At 63.8% G+C, this 17,292-nt stretch carries 21 protein-coding genes; 6 read left to right on the top strand and 15 right to left on the bottom strand.

Going from position 1 to position 17,292, the window contains the following annotated elements:
• The 6 genes from AC1DJW_RS13675 to fabF form a co-directional block, all read left to right on the top strand.
• The coding region (locus tag AC1DJW_RS13675; RefSeq protein WP_476901657.1) for a transketolase-like TK C-terminal-containing protein at positions 1 to 399 on the top strand (399 nt) is incomplete at its 5' end.
• 209 nt (positions 400 to 608) lie between these two features.
• Positions 609 to 1,853, top strand: coding sequence for a PucR family transcriptional regulator (locus tag AC1DJW_RS13680; protein ID WP_284751101.1), 1,245 nt, complete (start codon positions 609 to 611; stop codon positions 1,851 to 1,853).
• Between the two features lie 88 nt (positions 1,854 to 1,941).
• Positions 1,942 to 2,871, top strand: a complete 930-nt coding sequence (locus tag AC1DJW_RS13685) for an ACP S-malonyltransferase (RefSeq protein WP_284751102.1) — start codon at positions 1,942 to 1,944, stop codon at positions 2,869 to 2,871.
• Positions 2,868 to 3,929 (top strand): beta-ketoacyl-ACP synthase III, encoded by a 1,062-nt coding sequence (locus AC1DJW_RS13690; protein WP_284751103.1) that lies wholly within the window; start codon positions 2,868 to 2,870, stop codon positions 3,927 to 3,929. The genes AC1DJW_RS13685 and AC1DJW_RS13690 overlap by 4 nt, the downstream gene beginning before the upstream one ends.
• A 109-nt stretch (positions 3,930 to 4,038) precedes the next feature.
• Positions 4,039 to 4,284: an acyl carrier protein gene (locus AC1DJW_RS13695; RefSeq protein ID WP_028267518.1), complete on the top strand. Its 246-nt coding sequence runs from the start codon at positions 4,039 to 4,041 to the stop codon at positions 4,282 to 4,284.
• A gap of 140 nt (positions 4,285 to 4,424) precedes the next feature.
• Positions 4,425 to 5,660, top strand: coding sequence for a beta-ketoacyl-ACP synthase II (gene fabF, locus AC1DJW_RS13700; protein ID WP_284751104.1), 1,236 nt, complete (start codon positions 4,425 to 4,427; stop codon positions 5,658 to 5,660).
• Positions 5,661 to 5,841: 181 nt separating this feature from the next.
• Here the strand turns inward: fabF and AC1DJW_RS13705 are convergent, their stop codons facing one another.
• The 15 genes from AC1DJW_RS13705 to AC1DJW_RS13775 all read right to left on the bottom strand — a co-directional run bounded on the left by AC1DJW_RS13705 (position 5,842) and on the right by AC1DJW_RS13775 (position 17,256).
• Positions 5,842 to 6,345, bottom strand: a complete 504-nt coding sequence (locus tag AC1DJW_RS13705; RefSeq protein ID WP_078108617.1) for a DUF3145 domain-containing protein — start codon at positions 6,343 to 6,345, stop codon at positions 5,842 to 5,844.
• Between the two features lie 259 nt (positions 6,346 to 6,604).
• Positions 6,605 to 7,570 (bottom strand): tyrosine recombinase XerC, encoded by a 966-nt coding sequence (locus AC1DJW_RS13710; protein ID WP_476901658.1) that lies wholly within the window; start codon positions 7,568 to 7,570, stop codon positions 6,605 to 6,607.
• A gap of 72 nt (positions 7,571 to 7,642) precedes the next feature.
• Entirely contained in the window at positions 7,643 to 8,869 is a 1,227-nt protein-coding gene (dprA, locus tag AC1DJW_RS13715) for a DNA-processing protein DprA (protein ID WP_476901659.1), read from the bottom strand.
• Between the two features lie 11 nt (positions 8,870 to 8,880).
• Positions 8,881 to 10,422: a YifB family Mg chelatase-like AAA ATPase gene (locus AC1DJW_RS13720; RefSeq protein ID WP_476901660.1), complete on the bottom strand. Its 1,542-nt coding sequence runs from the start codon at positions 10,420 to 10,422 to the stop codon at positions 8,881 to 8,883.
• On the bottom strand, positions 10,423 to 10,779 hold the full coding sequence (locus tag AC1DJW_RS13725) for a YraN family protein (RefSeq protein WP_476901661.1): 357 nt from the start codon (positions 10,777 to 10,779) through the stop codon (positions 10,423 to 10,425).
• A gap of 113 nt (positions 10,780 to 10,892) precedes the next feature.
• Positions 10,893 to 11,237, bottom strand: a complete 345-nt coding sequence (locus tag AC1DJW_RS13730) for a DUF2469 domain-containing protein (RefSeq protein ID WP_059387678.1) — start codon at positions 11,235 to 11,237, stop codon at positions 10,893 to 10,895.
• A gap of 78 nt (positions 11,238 to 11,315) precedes the next feature.
• On the bottom strand, positions 11,316 to 12,026 hold the full coding sequence (locus AC1DJW_RS13735) for a ribonuclease HII (protein WP_284751119.1): 711 nt from the start codon (positions 12,024 to 12,026) through the stop codon (positions 11,316 to 11,318).
• A 35-nt stretch (positions 12,027 to 12,061) separates the two neighbouring features.
• The gene (gene lepB, locus AC1DJW_RS13740; RefSeq protein WP_390283090.1) at positions 12,062 to 13,009 is read right to left on the bottom strand and encodes a signal peptidase I; all 948 of its coding nucleotides are present in this window, start codon (positions 13,007 to 13,009) and stop codon (positions 12,062 to 12,064) included.
• Positions 13,010 to 13,687: a signal peptidase I gene (gene lepB / locus AC1DJW_RS13745; protein ID WP_390283092.1), complete on the bottom strand. Its 678-nt coding sequence runs from the start codon at positions 13,685 to 13,687 to the stop codon at positions 13,010 to 13,012.
• Positions 13,688 to 13,765: 78 nt separating this feature from the next.
• Positions 13,766 to 14,125 (bottom strand): 50S ribosomal protein L19, encoded by a 360-nt coding sequence (gene rplS / locus AC1DJW_RS13750; protein WP_059387674.1) that lies wholly within the window; start codon positions 14,123 to 14,125, stop codon positions 13,766 to 13,768.
• Positions 14,126 to 14,411: 286 nt separating this feature from the next.
• Positions 14,412 to 15,257, bottom strand: coding sequence for a tRNA (guanosine(37)-N1)-methyltransferase TrmD (trmD, locus tag AC1DJW_RS13755; protein ID WP_390283094.1), 846 nt, complete (start codon positions 15,255 to 15,257; stop codon positions 14,412 to 14,414).
• Entirely contained in the window at positions 15,258 to 15,821 is a 564-nt protein-coding gene (gene rimM, locus AC1DJW_RS13760) for a ribosome maturation factor RimM (protein ID WP_390283096.1), read from the bottom strand. It abuts the gene before it with no gap.
• Between the two features lie 130 nt (positions 15,822 to 15,951).
• The gene (locus tag AC1DJW_RS13765) at positions 15,952 to 16,194 is read right to left on the bottom strand and encodes an RNA-binding protein (RefSeq protein WP_028267532.1); all 243 of its coding nucleotides are present in this window, start codon (positions 16,192 to 16,194) and stop codon (positions 15,952 to 15,954) included.
• Between the two features lies 1 nt (position 16,195).
• Positions 16,196 to 16,618, bottom strand: coding sequence for a 30S ribosomal protein S16 (gene rpsP, locus AC1DJW_RS13770; RefSeq protein ID WP_059387673.1), 423 nt, complete (start codon positions 16,616 to 16,618; stop codon positions 16,196 to 16,198).
• 194 nt (positions 16,619 to 16,812) lie between these two features.
• Positions 16,813 to 17,256, bottom strand: coding sequence for a hypothetical protein (locus AC1DJW_RS13775; protein ID WP_284751125.1), 444 nt, complete (start codon positions 17,254 to 17,256; stop codon positions 16,813 to 16,815).
• Positions 17,257 to 17,292 lie beyond the last annotated feature (36 nt).

The following is a 17,292-nucleotide window of genomic DNA, read 5'->3' on the forward strand; positions in this document are numbered from 1 at the left end:
TGGAACGAACTCCGACGCGACGGACTCGCCGCCGAAGAACACGCCTTCCTGAACCCCGGCGAAGAACCCCGCACCCCGTTCGTCGCCCAGCAACTCGCCGGCGCCACCGGACCGGTCATCGCCGTCACCGACTACATGAAGGCCGTCCCGGACCAGATCCGCCAATTCATCCCCAACGAATTCGCCTCCCTCGGCGCCGACGGCTTCGGATTCTCCGACACCCGCCAAGCCGCACGCCGCTTCTTCAAGAACGACACCCACTCCATCGTCGTCAAAGCCCTCCAACTCCTCGCCCGCCGAGGCGAAGTTGACGTGCAGGCGCCTGCCCAGGCAATCGAGAAGTACAGCCTCCTCGACGTCAACGCCGGCACCACCGGAGGGGCGGGCGGCGAAAGCTAAGCCTCCAGAGAAGCAAGCAACATCTCGACGGCGGTCCACACCGAAAGGTGCGGGCCGCCGTCGGGCTTTAACACCCGGGCTTTAACATCCGGGCAGTAACAATCGCCGCTCAGCACCACTCGACGCGGACAGTCACGTGACGTGCACCAATCGCAGTTGTAGCCTTCGCACAAATGGAGCTTGTGGATGATGCGCCGTATGCTCAAGGCATGGCAGAGCCGAATCAAACCCCCGCGAAACGCAAAGCGGCCGCGCGCACGTTATCTCCCGAAAAGGCGGAGACCCTCAAGCGGCTCCGTGCCAATGTGGGGCAACTGTCCACCACCACCATGCGCAAGCTTGAGAAATCGTTGCCGTGGTACAGCCGGCTGAGCTCCGATGAACGCTCAGCATTGGGCCTGGTTGCCCAAAACGGAATCGCGGCTTTCGTGACGTGGTACGAGAGGCCGAGCTCGCCGTCGTGGATCCTGACGGACGTCTTCGGGAATGCTCCGACCGAACTGACCCGCTCCATCAGCCTGCAAAAGGCCCTCCAGCTGATCCGGATCGTCGTCGAGGTGGTGGAGGACCAGGTCCCCGTCATCGCACCCGAAGCCGACCAGCCCTCTTTGCGCGAAGCGGTCCTGCGCTACTCGCGGGAAGTGGCATTCGCCGCAGCCGATGTCTATGCCCGCGCCGCCGAATCCCGCGGTTCCTGGGACACCAGGCTCGAAGCCTTGATCGTGGACGCCATCCTCCGTGGCGAGAACACCGACGCCCTTCGTTCCCGCATCGCGGCCCTCGGCTGGAAGGCCCAGGAGCGCTTCACGGTGATGGTGGGCAACTCGCCGTCGGAACCAAGCGCAAGCTACGTGAGCGAGTTGCGCCGGACCGCCGGACGCTACGCCGAGGACGCCCTCGTCGGCATCCAGGGCGATCGCCTCATCCTGATCCTCGGTGGCGTCCAAGACCGCGACACCGCGTATCTGAAACTGAGCGAGCTGTTCGCCCCCGGCGCGGTGGTCTATGGACCCGAGGCCGGGTCACTGTTGGAGGCAAGCAGCTCCGCACAGGCAGCCTTTGCAGGGCTCACAGCTGCCAAGGCCTGGCCTTCGGCTCCGCGACCGGTAGCCGCTGACGACCTCCTCCCGGAGCGCGTAGTCTCAGGCGACGACGCCGCCCGCCGTTCCCTGATCAAGAACATTTACCGGCCGCTGCTGGCCGCATCCAACGGCCTTGTTGAAACCCTCGGAACCTACTTGGAACTGGGCCATTCCCTCGAAGCAACCGCCCGCGAGCTGTTCGTCCACGCAAACACGGTGCGGTATCGTCTCAAGCGCGTCTGCGACGTCACAGGGTGGGATCCCCTCCTCCCCCGGGAGGCTTTCGTGCTCCAAACCGCGTTGGTTGTGGGCAGGCTTTCGGCCCAGCCAAAGGCGACGTCGGAGCGTCACGGTACCCGATCCGCGGGTTGAACCGTTGTAGACTTCCTACAAACTGACCCAGTGAGCTTGGTGTACGCAAACACCAGTAGTTCACGCGGCAATTTGGAAAGCTGGTTACGTGCTTGCAATCGTCTGCCCTGGACAGGGCTCCCAGACCCCTGGATTTTTGGCCCCCTGGCTGGAGCTCCCTTCCGTAGAAGGCCATTTGGCCTCCCTGAGCGAAATCGCAGGCATCGACCTCAAGGCCCACGGCACCACCTCCGATGAAGAAACCATCAAGGACACCGCCGTCGCGCAGCCCCTGATTGTTGCCGCAGGGCTCGTGGCAGCGAAATCGCTGTTCGACGTCGAACTCAGTACCCTTCCGATCGTCCTTGCCGGCCACTCGGTCGGGGAGATCACGGCCTCGGCGCTTGCGGGTGTCCTGAGCGAGGAAGAAGCCATGACGTTTGTCCGCGAGCGTGCCAACAACATGGCCGCTGCCGCCGCCGTCACCCCCACCGGAATGAGTGCCGTCGTCGGCGGCGATCCGGCCGAGGTGCTGTCCGCTATCGAGGCAGCGGGCGCAACTCCCGCGAACGTCAACGGCGCGGGCCAGACGGTTGCCGCGGGCACGTTCGAACAGCTCCAGGCGCTGGCTGACAACCCGCCCGCCAAGGCCAGGGTCATCCCGCTGAAGGTCGCCGGAGCATTCCACACCTCCCACATGGCCCCGGCCGTGAGCGCGCTTGAAGCACTGCGGCCGTCGCTCAAGCCGCAGGCTCCCACGGTTCCCTTGCTCTCGAACTTCGATGGCCAGGAAGTAACGGACGGCGGCGCCGCCGTCGAAAGCCTGATCGCCCAGGTCTCGCGCCCGGTGCGCTGGGATCTCTGCATGGAGAACCTGGTCCAGCGCGGAGTCACCGGACTCATCGAACTGGCACCTGCCGGCACCCTGGCCGGCCTCGCCAAGCGCGGCATGCCCGGCGTGAAAACCGTTGCCGTCAAGACGCCGGAAGACTTGTCCGCCGCACTTGCACTCTTCGCGGAATTGGAGGGAGACGCATGAGCGCCCCCGTACTCAAGCAAGCGCCGACGAACGCATACTCACGCGTTATCGGCATCGGGGCATACCGCCCTGACATCATCGTCACCAACGACGACGTTTGCCAGTGGATCGATTCCTCGGACGAATGGATCCGCCAGCGCACAGGCATCGTGACCCGCCACCGCGCTGCGGCCGATGTCAGCGTTATCGACATGGCCGAAGGCGCTGCCCGCGAGGCACTCAAGCAGGCCGGCATTGAGGCTTCCCAGCTGGGTGCCGTCATCGTCTCCACCGTCACGCACCCGTATGCCACGCCGTCCGCCGCCGCCGCCCTCACCGACCGTTTGGGCGCCACCCCTGCACCGGCCTTCGACATCTCCGCGGCATGTGCAGGCTACTGCTATGGCATCGCCCAGGGCGACGCCTTGGTCCGATCGGGCGCGGCTGAATACGTCCTGGTGGTCGGCGCCGAGAAGCTCTCGGACGTCATCGACAACCATGAGCGAACCATTTCCTTCCTTCTCGGCGACGGTGCGGGCGCCGTGATCATCGGCCCGTCCGACACGCCCGGCATTGCCCCGTCCGTCTGGGGATCCGATGGCAGCAAGTGGAACGCGATCGGCATGACGCATTCCCTCGACGAAGTCCGCAACCTTGGCGAGACTGCCCGCCACTCGGATGAATCCGACGATCAGGCCATTATTTCCGCGGCGCAGGATGTCTGGCCGACGCTCCGCCAGGACGGCCAGACGGTCTTCCGCTGGGCCGTCTGGGAAATGGCGAAGGTTGCCCAGCAAGCCCTCGACGCCGCAGGCATTGAAGCCTCGGATCTGGCGGCGTTTGTCCCGCACCAGGCGAACATGCGGATCATCGATGAGATGGTCAAGAAGCTCAAACTTCCCGAGACTGTGGTGGTTGCACGGGACATCGCCGATGCGGGAAATACTTCTGCCGCCTCCATTCCGCTGGCCACGCACCGACTCCTCAAGGAGAACCCGGCGCTCAGCGGCGGCCTCGCCTTGCAGATCGGCTTCGGTGCCGGTCTTGTGTTTGGTGCCCAGGTAATCGTTCTTCCGTAGTTTCGGACCGCACCTGCCTTCCAATTGAATAGCGCTTTGAAACCCAAGCCGTAACCGCGGTTTGCCCCCATTCCGGCAATAGCCGGCACAACAAGAAAAGGAGCCAACAATGGCTAGCAACGAAGAAATCCTGGCCGGCCTGGCTGAAATCGTGAACGAAGAGACCGGCCTCGCCACCGAAGCCGTGGAGCTGGACAAGTCCTTCACCGAGGACCTCGACATCGACTCCATCTCCATGATGACCATCGTCGTCAACGCCGAAGAGAAGTTCGGCGTGCGCATCCCGGACGAAGAGGTCAAGAACCTCAAGACCGTCGGCGACGCCGTCAACTTCATCTCGAACGCACAGGCCTAGCCTGGCCTCAACTGTGCCGGACTTCGGGTGCGCCCTGTTGCATCCGAAGCCCGGCACAGCTGCTTTATCTCCCAAAGTTTTTTCCTGCCTCCCCAGTGAGAACAGCACGTGGGTTGGCTGATCCGACAGAGAGTGATCGCATGGCACGCAAAGTAGTCATAACCGGTCTGGGCGCCACAACGCCCATCGGCGGCGACGTCCCCACGATGTGGAAGAACGCGCTCAAAGGGGTCTCCGGTGCCCACACACTCGAGGACGAGTGGGTTGCCAAGTATGACCTTCCGGTCCACTTTGCCGCCCGGTGCTCGACGCCGGCCCTCGAGGTTCTGAGCCGCGTAGAAGCCAAGCGCATGGACCCGTCCACGCAATTCGGTGTCATCGCCGCCCGCGAGGCCTGGGCTGATTCCGGTATCACCGAAATCGACCACGATCGCCTTGCCGTGGCTTTCGCCACGGGTATCGGTGGCGTCTGGACGCTCCTGGACGCTTGGGACACGCTGAGGGAAAAGGGCCCCCGCCGGGTTCTGCCCATGACGGTTCCCATGCTCATGCCGAACGGCGTCGCCGCCGCGGTCAGCCTTGACCTTGGTGCCCGCGCCGGTGCGCACACCCCGGTTTCTGCCTGCGCTTCCGGCACCGAAGCCTTGCACCTCGGCCTGGATCTCATCCGCTCCGGCAAGGCCGACGTCGTCGTCTGCGGCGGCGCCGAAGCCGCCATCCACCCGATGCCGCTCGCCGCGTTTTCTTCGATGCAGGCCCTCTCGCGCCGCAATGACGATCCCGAGCACGCTTCGCGGCCATACGACCGCGACCGCGACGGCTTTGTCATGGGTGAAGGCGCCGGCGCCCTGGTCCTGGAAGCCGAGGAGCACGCGATCGCCCGCGGCGCACGCATCTACGCTGAGCTCGCCGGCACTTCAGTCACGGCTGACGCCTACCACATCACGGCACCGGACCCGGAAGGCTTGGGCGCTACCCGCGCTTTGAAGGCTGCCATGTTCGATGGCCGCATCCAAGCTGAGGACGTCGTGCACGTCAACGCCCACGCCACCTCGACGCCTGTTGGTGACAAGCCCGAGTACACGGCGCTCCGCGCGGCACTGGGCGCCCACGTCGACAATGTGGCGGTCTCCGCCACCAAGTCGCAGATGGGCCACCTGTTGGGCGCTTCAGGGGCCGTAGAAGCGGTGCTGACGGTCCTCGCCGTCTACGAACGCCAGGCTCCGTTGACCATCAACCTTGAGAACCAGGATCCGGAGATCCCGCTCGACGTCGTCACTTCGGCACGCACATTGCCTGCCGGTGACATTGTCGCTTTGAGCAACTCCTTCGGTTTCGGCGGCCACAACGCCGTCATCGCCATCCGCAACGTCTGACAGTCGCCGGAGCTTCGACGAACAAAGCAAGGCACAAGAGGAGGGCCCCACCGTGGTGGGGCCCTCCTCTTTGCTATGGAAAAGCTATTTTGGGAACTTTGTTCCCTAACCGACCTGGCGTTCCCTAACCGACCTGGTGTTGCCTAACCGACCTGGTGTTGCCTAACCGACCTGGTGTTGCCTAACCGACCTGGTGGAGCCAGCGCACAGGGGCGCCTTCAGCGGCATGGCGGAAGGGCTCGAGCTCTTCGTCCCAGGCCTCACCGAGCGCCAAGGAAAGCTCGTGGTAGACGGCGGCAGGATCTCCCGCCCCCGACTCGTAGGCGTAGCGGATGCGGTCCTCAGTCACCATGATGTTGCCGTGGACATCGGTGACGGCATGGAAAATACCCAGCTCCGGTGTGTGCGACCAACGCGCGCCGTCGACGCCTTGGCTGGGCTCCTCGGTGACTTCGTAGCGAAGGTGCGCCCATCCTCGCAGTGCCGAAGCCAATTGGGCACCCGTTCCAGGGACTCCTGCCCAGGAGAGCTCGGCGCGGAACATTCCGGGCGCGGCCGGCTGAGGGGTCCACTCAAGATCGGTCCGCTTGTCAACGACCGATCCGATGGCCCACTCAACGTGAGGGCACAACGCGGTAGGGGCCGAATGCACAAACAAGACACCGCGGGTTATTGCAACAGACATTCCATCCTCCATAGCTGTAGGTACGTCTTCCCCAACGACCTCTGCCTGGATGAAAATGTGCTGCGCGGGTGCCGCGCTGTTCCGGTTTTCCTACCTATCTATGATTTTTTCCGCAGCGGAAGAACATTCAAGTTTTGGTTGAAAGTTCCCCCGCAGTGCTTTCATTTTGCCGTACCGACCCGAATTACGCCAGTGCGATTCACGGACGGGCGGTTTTCCTCCTCTGGGACTGTTCGAAGTGTGGCACGGTTTCTGGTCCTTAAGCACGGGGGTGGGCTTGTTGATAGCTCTTGCGGAGCCGGTCCACCGACACATGGGTGTAGATCTGGGTTGTTGCGAGGCTGCTGTGTCCCAGGATTTCCTGCACGGCACGCAAGTCCGCGCCGCCGTCGAGCAAATGGGTGGCGGCGGTGTGACGCAGGGCGTGGGGGCCGGTTGCCGCGGTATCCCCCAAGGCTGCCAGGAGGTCGTTGACGACGCTGCGGGCCTGGCGCTGATCGATGCGGTTGCCCCTTGAACTAAGGAAGAGTGCCGGCCCGCTGCGCTCGTTTGCGAGCCGTGGACGTCCGCGGCGGAGCCAGTCGTCGACGGCGAGCGCAGCCGGGACCCCATAGGGCACCGTCCGTTCCTTGTTGCCTTTGCCGAGCACGCGAAGAGTCCGGCGGTCCGGATCGAGATCATCGATGTCCAGGCCGACGAGCTCGCCGACGCGGATCCCTGTGGCGTAGAGCAATTCGACGACGGCGCGGTTTCTCAACGGCATCGGAGAGCCCTCCGCGGCTGCCTCTGACAGGTTTTCGAAGATCCTGGAGACTTGCTGCTGGTGAAGGACTCCGGGGAGTGTATGGTCCCGTTTGGGGGCTTGGAGGCGAATGGCAGGGTCCGACGCGATGAGTTCTTCCCGCAGGGCCCAGGCGGTGAATGCGCGGGCCGTCGCGGCATGCCGGGCGAGTGTTGCCCTGGACCGGCCGGATTCGCTTTGTGCCCCCAGCCAACGTCGAAGGGTGCCGAGTTCCAGGTCTGCGAGCTCCCCCACGCCCTCCACGGCAGCGAAGCGCAGTAGGTTCTCGACGTCGCCGATGTACGCCCTCACCGTGTGGGCGGACCTGGCCCGTTCGCTTTCGAGGTAACGCCGGAAGCCCTGAACGGACCCGGCGAGTGCTTCGGGGAGCGGATTCTCTTGCACCCTTCCACTGTGCCAGCCGCGGGGCCCGGTGGCTGGCATCGCCACGTTCCGTGCGGGAGCCAGCCAAGGTCCGGGCTCGTGTGATCCCGTCAGGCCCGCACCGCACCCCCCTCAATATCTCTTTCCGGACCTTTTCCACGCGCCACTCACTGATACCGCCAAGCCCAACAAGCCGAGGCGCCCAAGACCTGCCCTGACGGACTCGGGGCTGAGTCCCGCAACGACCGCGAGCTTCTCCACCGAGCTCGTAGAACGGACGGGCAGGGAGTCGAGCAGGATGAGGTCCTCGAGGGTGAGCCCGTCGTGGTCGGAGGCTGCCGTTTCCTTGTCCCCGACGAGCCCCTCACCGCTCGACCCTGCCAGTTCAGCGATCTCTCCGACGTCCGTGACGCAAACAGCTCCGCCATCCCGGAGGAGCCGATGGCAGCCCCCAGAGTTGGCGCTGTGGATGGACCCCGGGACCGCGGCGACCGCCCTGCCGATGGATTCGGCATGATGGGCTGTATTCAAGGCTCCCGAGCGCCATCGAGCTTCCACCACCACGGTCACGGCTGCCAAGGCGGCGATAATCCTGTTCCGCTGGAGGAACCGGTAGCGGGTGGGCGCCGAGCCCGGGGGAACTTCGGAAATGAGCGCACCTTGGTTTGCCACGGCACGCAGCAAATCCTCGTTTCCGGACGGATAGTATCGGTCCGCGCCCCCGGCCATCACCGCGATGGTCGGCATGTCGCTGGTGCCCCCGGCCAAAGCCCCACGGTGCGCATGGGCGTCGATACCGTAAGCCCCTCCAGACACGACGGTGCAGCCGCGCTGACCCAGCCCATAGGCGAAATCACCCGTTACTGAGGCCCCATAGCTTGTACTGTCCCGTGAGCCTACGAGGGCCACAACCCGCCGGATGGGTGGGAACTCCAATTCGTGTCCCCGCCACCACAAACACAACGGCTCATGAAGGCCCAGGTCTGCCAACTGCGCAGGCCACAGCGGGTCCCCAGGGATGATCATGCGACCACCCAGGCGTTGCATGGTGGCAACATCCCGTTCCGGGGCAAGGTCCGGGATCCGTGGCGCCCACCTTCTCAATGCAGCAGCCAAACCAGCCCCGGCAGAAGAAACCCCATTGTCCACCAACAAGGAAGCCACTTCCTGCTCAAGCCCGTGCCCGGGAGCGAGTTCGCCGGTAGCTATTCTGAGACCGTCAACGGCCCCTGCGGCCTGCACGAGCGCGAGCCCGGCCGCATCTTGCGGTTCCATCAGCCGTGATAGCGCTGCCCGGGCGAGTCGCTCCCTGCTCCGGTCCGGAGCGTCCGAGGTGAGCCGCTGGCCGTGTTCAGTCATGGCGTGTCCTTTCATGCGGCCGCAACCGCCTGCCGCAAGCCGAGGGCCTGTCCGATATCGTCGCTGTGGGGTTGGTCCCTGTGGCCCAGATCAGCAAGGGTCCACGCGAGACGCAGGACGCGGTCGTAACCTCTGGCCGTGAGGATTCCACGTTCCAGGGAAGTATCCAGGATCTTCGTGGTCGCGGAAGGGAGTCGCAGTTCGCCGCGCAGTACCCGCCCGGGAACCTGCGAGTTGGTTTCCATCCCGAAACTCCCGAGCCGCTCACGTTGCCGCGACCGGGCGGCATGGACCCTCCCGGCGACCGTGGCCGTGTCCTCCTCTGCTCCGGATTGCCCGAAGTCCGCGAGGGATACACGCTCCACCTGGAGCTGGATGTCCACTCTGTCCAGCAACGGCCCGGACATGCGCCCGAAGTAGCGGCGCCGCATCACCGGGGTGCAGGTGCAATCGACTCCCTTCCCAGTGGCCTTCCCGCAAGGGCAAGGGTTCGCCGCGAGGACCAGCTGGAAGCGGGCCGGATATGCGGCTGTGCCGGCGGAGCGATGGATGACCAGCTCGCCGCTCTCCAGAGGTTGCCGCAGGGCGTCCAGGACCCGGCGTTCGTACTCGGGGGCCTCGTCCAGGAACAGAACGCCACGATGCGCCCGTGATGCCGCCCCCGGCCGCGGCAAGCCGGAACCACCGCCGATGATTGCTGCGGCTGTGGCGCTGTGATGTGGGTTCTCAAAGGGCGGGCGACGCAACAGCCGTACCGAATCAACTTGGACAGCCGAAAGCGAGTGGATCGCCGTGACCTCCATGGCTTCCTGGTCCCCCAAATCCGGCAAGAGCCCCGGGAGCCGCTCGGCAAGCATCGTCTTGCCCGCACCGGGCGGCCCGCAAAGCAGCACATGATGTGCGCCGGCTGCCGCAACCTCCAAGGCGCGGCGGGCATCGCCTTGCCCCGAGACATCACAAAGATCCGGAACAACCGCGGCCCCGACGTCGTGGTCTCCTGCAACGTCACCACCGGCCGGATCGTAATCCAGGGCCAGGTCCTGCGGATTGGCCCCGAAATCAAACGCAAGGCGGGCTAAGGTCTTATAGCCGCGGACCACCGCGCCCGGAACCAACTCCGCCTCGGCGACGTTTGCGTGCGCCACCACGATCTCCTGATGACCTGCCTGAACAGCTGCCATGACCGCCGGCAAGATGCCGCGAACCGGCCTCAACCTGCCATCCAATCCCAACTCGGAGATGAAGACAGTACCTTCCGTAGAACGGATATCACCGGCAGCGCGCAATACTGCCATGGTGATCGCGAGGTCGAATCCCGAGCCGCGCTTCGGCAGTGAGGCCGGAATCAGGTTCGCGGTGATCTTTCGACGACTCAGCGGGATGCCTGAGTTCTGTGCCGCGGAACGAATGCGCTCCTTGGCTTCGTTCAAGGAGGCATCCGGCAGACCCAGGATCACGAAATTGGGGAGGGTTTGGCCGATATCTGCCTCGACCTCCACGATGTAACCGTTCAGGCCAAGCAGCGCAACGGAGTAGCTTCGGCCCACGCCCATCTAGCCCACACCCTTGAGGTGTTCGAGCTGTGGCTCGCCCACGCCGTCGTCGATGATTCCCACCACATCCACCCGGCGGCGCAGGACGCGCAGCTCGTGATCACGGCACCAGGACAAAGCCAGGCGATGGAGCCTAGCGAGCTTGGCAGCGCCGACCGCTTCGAAAGGGTGCCCATAGGCCAGGTTCTTCCGCGTCTTGACCTCGGCGATCACCAGAGTGTCGCCGTCGAGCGCCACGATGTCGATCTCGCCCTCGGAGCATCTCCAATTGCGGTCCACAATCCGCATTCCCTGGGTTTCAAGGAAAGCTACGGCCAGCGTTTCACCGTGCCGGCCCAACTGGTCTTTGGCTTTCATGACCACCTCCGCTTCCAGCCTGGAGGCGCGGAGAATCCAAAGACAGGGGGCAGTTTGGCTATGTGGGAAAACTCCGCCAGTCAGACGGTGTGGAGGACTAGTTGCCGGGCTTCCTAGTTGCCCAGGTTGCCAAGATCGCCTAGGTCGCCGTCCTTCGGCAGGGAAAGTTCCTCGCTGCGCGGAAGTTCTTCGACGTTGACGTCCTTGAACGTAATGACCCGGACATTCTTCACGAAACGCGCCGAACGGTAGACGTCCCAAACCCAGGCATCCTGGAGCGTGAGGTCGAAATAGACCTCGCCATCGGCACTGCGGGCCTGCAGGTCAACGTGGTTCGCCAGATAGAACCGCCGTTCGGTCTCGACAACGTAGCTGAACAAACCAACAACGTCGCGGTATTCGCGGTAGAGCTGCAGCTCCATGTCGGTTTCATAGTTCTCAAGATCCTCGGCACTCATAGATCCATCTTGCACCATAGAGCGGGCACACGCCGCCAAGGTTGGGCGGGCGGCATCCAGGACAGGGAAAAGCGGGGTCTAGATCAGGTTCCAGCTGGTCCGGTGGTACGGCGTGGGACCCAACGATCTGATGGCATCGCGGTGGAAGGACGTGGCGTAGCCCTTGTTCTCGTTCCAGCCGAAGGCCGGATATTCCTCGTGCAGGCCAAGCATGATGCGGTCCCTGGCCACCTTGGCCAGCACGCTGGCAGCCGCCACGCTGAGGCAGCTCATGTCCGCCTTCACGCGGGTGTGCACTGGCGCCTCGCAAGCAGGCCCGGATGGCTCGACGTCGAATAAGGAACCTTGGCTCTGGGGCGAGAGCCAGTTGTGGCTTCCATCCAGCAGCACGAGGTCCGGATGCACGCCCGAGTCGAGAATCTCGAGCCAGGCGCGTGTTCCGGCAAGGCGCAGGGCACCCACAATGCCCAGTGCATCGATCTCCATCGAACTTGCGTGGCCCACTGCGGAGCCAACCGCCCATTCGCGAACCAGCGGTTCCAAACGCTCGCGGTCTTCGGGCTTGAGAAGTTTGCTGTCGCGGACATCGGCGAGCAAGCCGTGGTCCCTGAGATCGACGACGGCGATCCCCACCGATACCGGCCCTGCAAGGGCTCCTCGCCCTACTTCGTCGACACCGGCCAGGAGCGTGACCCCCGGAGCCAGGAAACCCCGTTCGACGTCCAGGGTCGGAAAATCAGGAGCGTGCTTGGTCCGCGCGGCGGGTTTCCGCTGCGTTCGAACCGGCATTGCCGCTCCCGCCGTCCTGGTCCCTGCGGGCGCCATCATTTGCTCGCTGGAGCCGTGGGTGAAGCCGTGTTCTGGGGCGACGGCGCAGGAACGTTGCGGAAGACCTCGGAGTGGTTGTCAAGGATCTGCCAACGGTTGATGGGCCAGGCAATCACCGTGGCTTTGCCCTCGACGTCGGAGATGTCGATAAAACCACCATTGACTGATTGGTGTTCCCGGGAGTCGGCCGAGTTGTTGCGGTTGTCGCCCATAACCCAAATTTTGCCCGCAGGGACCACCACATCGAAAGACTTGGCCATGGGAACCTGGGCAGGATTGATGTAGCTCTCGTTAAGAACCGTGCCGTTGACGCTGACCCGCGCGGAACTGTCGCAGCACGAGACCCTGTCCCCCGGCAGGCCGATCACGCGCTTGACGAGGTGCTGATTGGTCTCGTCCGGTAGCAACCCGACGAAGACAAGTCCGTCCTGGAACCATTTGAAGGGCCCGGGCGCCGCCTTCTGCGTGGGGGGCAGCCATCCTTGTGTGTCCTTGAAGACCACGATGTCGCCGCGCTCCAGTGCGAAAGGCTGCGGAACCAGCAGATTAACGAAGATCCGGTCGTCAACGTCAAGGGTGTTGACCATGGACTCCGAGGGAATGAAGAAGGCACGGAACAGGAAAGTCTTGATGAGGAAGGACAACACGATGGCGATGACCACCACGGTGCCGATTTCCCTGAGCCAGCCGAGGAACGGACTGGCGTGGGTTTTGCCGGCAGTTTCAGACCGATCGCTTTCGTCCGAAGCCAGCCGCGAACCCCGCCGCGCGGCGCGGCGCGGAGACTCCTGCTCCCCAGGCGAGGCAGCCGCCGGGCCGGTCCCCCTGTCCGGGGCCGGATCGGCGTCGTCCGCTGCGAGATCCATGCGGGGAGCGGACGGTCCGTCCAGGAGCCGGGCATCGTCGTCGTGCCGTTCCGGCTTCCCGGGAGTTGTCTCGGGCATCTATCGTCCGTTCTTCGAGGTTGTACCGGCCTGCGCAGGGCGAGGCAGTTCTGCAAATCTATCAAGCGGCCAGATAATCCGGACCGGACGCCCGATGACACGCTCCAGTGGCACCATTCCTCCGCCGGGTGCGCCCAGAAGGCCGCGCGAATCGGCCGATCGTGAACGGTGGTCCCCCATGAGCCACAATCGGTCACTCGGAACGATGACGTCGAACCTCTGTTCGCTCGGCGTGTCGCCGGGATAAAGATAGGGTTCCTCAAGCGGCTGACCGTTGACTGTGAGTTTTCCATCGGTGCCACAACAAACAACGTGGTCTCCGGGAAGCCCGATGACACGTTTGACGTATGTCGTCTCGCTTCCCGTCAGGCCCAGCCAATGGCCGGTGGCGGCCACGGCGTCGGCAAACGGTCCCTTGCCGCTGTTCAGCGGAGCAAAGGTTCCCCTGCCGTCGAAGACCACGATGTCTCCACGGCGAATAGGGTCTGCGGCGAAATCAGTCCGGGAGACAAGGATGCGGTCCCCGGTGCCCAGGATCGGCTCCATGGACTCGGAGGGGATGAAGTAGACATCTAGCCACAAGGACCGGACAAGCCCGCTGATTGCCACGGCCAGGACAAATGCGAGCAAAACAAAACGCCAGCCCTGTTTCCGGGGCTGGCGTTTTGCGTGGTCCATGATTCGTTTCCTGTTGCGTTGCGGATTTCTCCGGCGCAGGCCGGACACGAATCCAGGACCCGCTGTTGGTCGAAAGACCTACTTGCCGGTGGCGAAGTCGCGCTTTTCCTTGATCTTCGCAGCCTTACCGCGCAGTGCGCGCATGTAGTAGAGCTTGGCGCGACGGACGTCACCCTTGGTGACGACCTCGATCTTCTCGATGATCGGGGAGTGAACCGGGAAGGTACGCTCTACGCCGACACCGAAGGAAACCTTGCGGACCGTGAAGGTTTCGCGAACGCCGTCACCCTGGCGGCCCAGGACGAAGCCCTGGAAGACCTGGACACGGGAGTTCTTGCCTTCGATGATGTTCACGTGAACCTTGATGGTGTCACCCGCGCGGAACTCGGGAACATCGTTACGCAGCGAAGCTGCATCTACGCTATCGAGGATATGCATTAATCCACTCCTGGTGAACGCCACAGGTCATCCACTTTGGGTCACGGCGGGCAAGCCCGGGGCGCAAAGCCGTCCGGAAATTACCGCCGAAGATTTTCAAGTCCGATACCGCCACTGATTGGTGGTTCCGGGTTGTCATGCTGTTGGTGACGCTCCCCCTGTGGCAGGCGCGAACCCAGTAGACACAAGGGTTAATTCTGCCACACCCCGGGAGTTCCGGCCAACCCCGCGAATGCGGCCCGGTGGTTGCGGCCGGCTGGAGGATGAAGTTGCCCGACGGCGGGGCTCAGTCCGGGAGGTTGCCGTCCGGGCGGTGCCGCAACCGGCCGTCGACGACGTCGTACCCGAGTTCGCCGAAAGCGGTGCGGTCCGCGCGTGTCAGGCGGCCGGCGTCGAACTCTGCGAGCAGGTCCGGGCGGCGTTCCGCCGTGCGGCGGAACTGTTCGTGGCGCCGCCACTGGGCGATCTTGCCGTGGTTGCCGCTCAAGAGGACGGCGGGCACGTCACGATCGCGCCATGACGAGGGCTTCGTGTAGACCGGGTACTCCAGCAAGCCGTCTGAATGGGATTCCTCCACCAAGGATTCGGGATTGCCGACGACGCCCGGAAGCAATCGTCCGATGGCCTCGACCATGGCAAGGACTGCAACCTCGCCGCCGTTGAGGACGTAGTCGCCCAAACTGACCGGGCGGACCGTGAAGTGTCCTGCCGCCCACTCGATGACGCGCTCGTCAATGCCTTCATAGCGGCCGCAGGCGAAAACCAGTTGCTCTTCCTCGGCGAGCTCATAGGCGAGGGCCTGGTTGAAACGCTCCCCCGCGGGCGACGGGACGATCAGGACCGGCCTTTTCGTCGGTCCGTCGGATGGGCCGTCAGTTGCGGGGCTTTCCGCTACGGCAAGCCGCGCATCGGCAATGGATTCCAAGGCCTGGGCCCAGGGTTCGGGTTTCATGACCATGCCCGCACCGCCACCATACGGAGTGTCGTCCACGGTGCGGTGCTTGTCCGTGGTGAAGGTCCTCAAGTCATGGACATTGAGCTCCAAAAGCCCATCCTGACGGGCCTTGCCTATGAGGGAAAGCTCGAGTGGCGCCAGGTACTCGGGAAAGATGCTGACGACATCGATGCGCATCTAGGCGTCATCCTTGGTGTGGGCGTCGTCCTCTTCCGTATCGGAGCCCGAAGCGTCAGTGTTCAGTTCGAAGAGGCCCGGCGGAGGGGTAAGAAGCACGTAGCCGTCCTCGACGTTGACCTCAGGCACGATCTCTTCGACGAACGGCACCAGGATTTCCTTGCCGTCCGCGTCTTCAATGACCAGCAGATCCTGCACGGGCATCGTGTTGAGTGCGGTTACCTTGCCCACGGTCTGCGAGCCGACACGGACCTCAAGGCCGACGAGCTCATGCTCGTACCAGCCTTCGTCGTCGTCCTCCTCCAGTTCTTCCGTCTCGATGAACAGCTTCGCGCCGCGGATTTCCTCCGCCTGGTTGCGCGTGGAGATCTCTTCGAAACCGAGCAACAGGATGTCCTTGTTCCAGCGGGCGCTGCTGATGGTCAAGGGACCGGCCTTTGCGGGCTCCACCACAAATTCGGTCCCCGGGACGAAACGATCGCCGGGGGCATCAGTGAGCACCTGGACAGTGACTTCGCCGCGGATTCCGTGGGGCTTGCCGATTCGGGCAACCTGGAGCTGCATGGGGTTCCTCTGATTTCTTCGCTGGGCCGACTTAGGGACCAAGGCTGGGGGTTTTGCTCGTAAAACAATCCGGCCCCTCCACCATAATCTGGTGAAGGGGCCGGATCTAAGACAAGTATTGCTGAGCGCGTTACCGGCGACGGTCGGTGTCGACGACGTCGACCCTGACCTGCTCGCCGCCCGCCAATGCCGCAATCACAGTGCGCAAAGCGCGTGCGGTGCGACCCTGGCGACCGATCACCCGTCCGAGATCGTCCTGGTGAACACGCACCTCGAGGGATTCCCCGCGGCGGTTGTTCTTGGCACTGACCTTGACGTCCTCAGGGCTGTCAACGATGCCACGGACCAAGTGCTCGAGCGCTTCTGCCAGCAACTTACTCAGCCTCGGTGGTCTCTGCTTCAGCGTCAGCGGGAGCTTCAGTTGCTTCCGACTGCTTGGCCTTCTTGGTGATGGCTTCCGGGATGATGACGGAACCCTTCTCCGGTGCAACGAAAGCAGGCTTGGCGACCTTGGTCTTCAGCGTGCCTTCCTGGCCCGGGAGACCCTTGAACTTCTGCCAGTCACCGGTGATCTTGAGGATCGCGGCAACCTGCTCGGTCGGCTGGGCGCCGACGGACAGCCAGTACTGTGCACGCTCGGAGACGACCTCGATGTACGAGGGCTCTTCGGTGGGGTGGTACTTGCCGATTTCTTCAATCGCACGGCCATCGCGCTTGGCGCGGGAGTCCATGACGACGATGCGGTAGTACGGTGCGCGCATCTTACCGAAGCGCTTAAGGCGAATCTTTACGGCCACTTTTGTGGTCACTCCTGTTTCTGAAACGGGGTTGAGCCCGTCGTTCTGCACCCGTGGGGCGGGCCATACTTGAGGGTTCCAAGGACAAGATGCACGCACGGAGAGAGGGGCCACGCGGATCGAGTACCTGTCTATTGTGCCAGATGGCAGCCAGTATTTCGAACACGCGGCCGTGCGGCGGGTTTACCGCAGGGTTACTGCTCGGCGGACCAGACGTAGAGACCGGCCCGTTCGGCCTTCTCGACGTCGCTCGCGAGCGACGCCAACTGCTGGACATACAGCCGGGACTGTTGGGCGTCAAAGGGCATATCTTCTTGGGCCGCCCAGCGTTCGGCGACGTCGTCGAGGATGCTTCCCTCGCCCTCGGTCTCGTAGCTGAGAAGCTCAGACAAGGCACGCACCATGGCTTCGGGGACGCCCAGCAAGGCGTCGCTGGTGACGTCCACCAAAGCGAGCTCATAGTCGGCCCCGGCTGCGTGCACGGCCGTGCCGGCCAGGTCGCCAAGTTGTTCTACTTCAAAATCGCTGATTCCCGGGATCCGTACCGCGGCGCCGGATACGTCACTGCCCTTCTCCAGGGCAGCGGCCCTCTTGAGTGCTTCATCGTGGGTGGCAACAAAGATTTCAGCAAAGCCCATGGAAACTACTCTCATTCATTCGTGCCAACGGAGCTG

The organism is Arthrobacter sp. 05L417 (assembly GCF_056397865.1).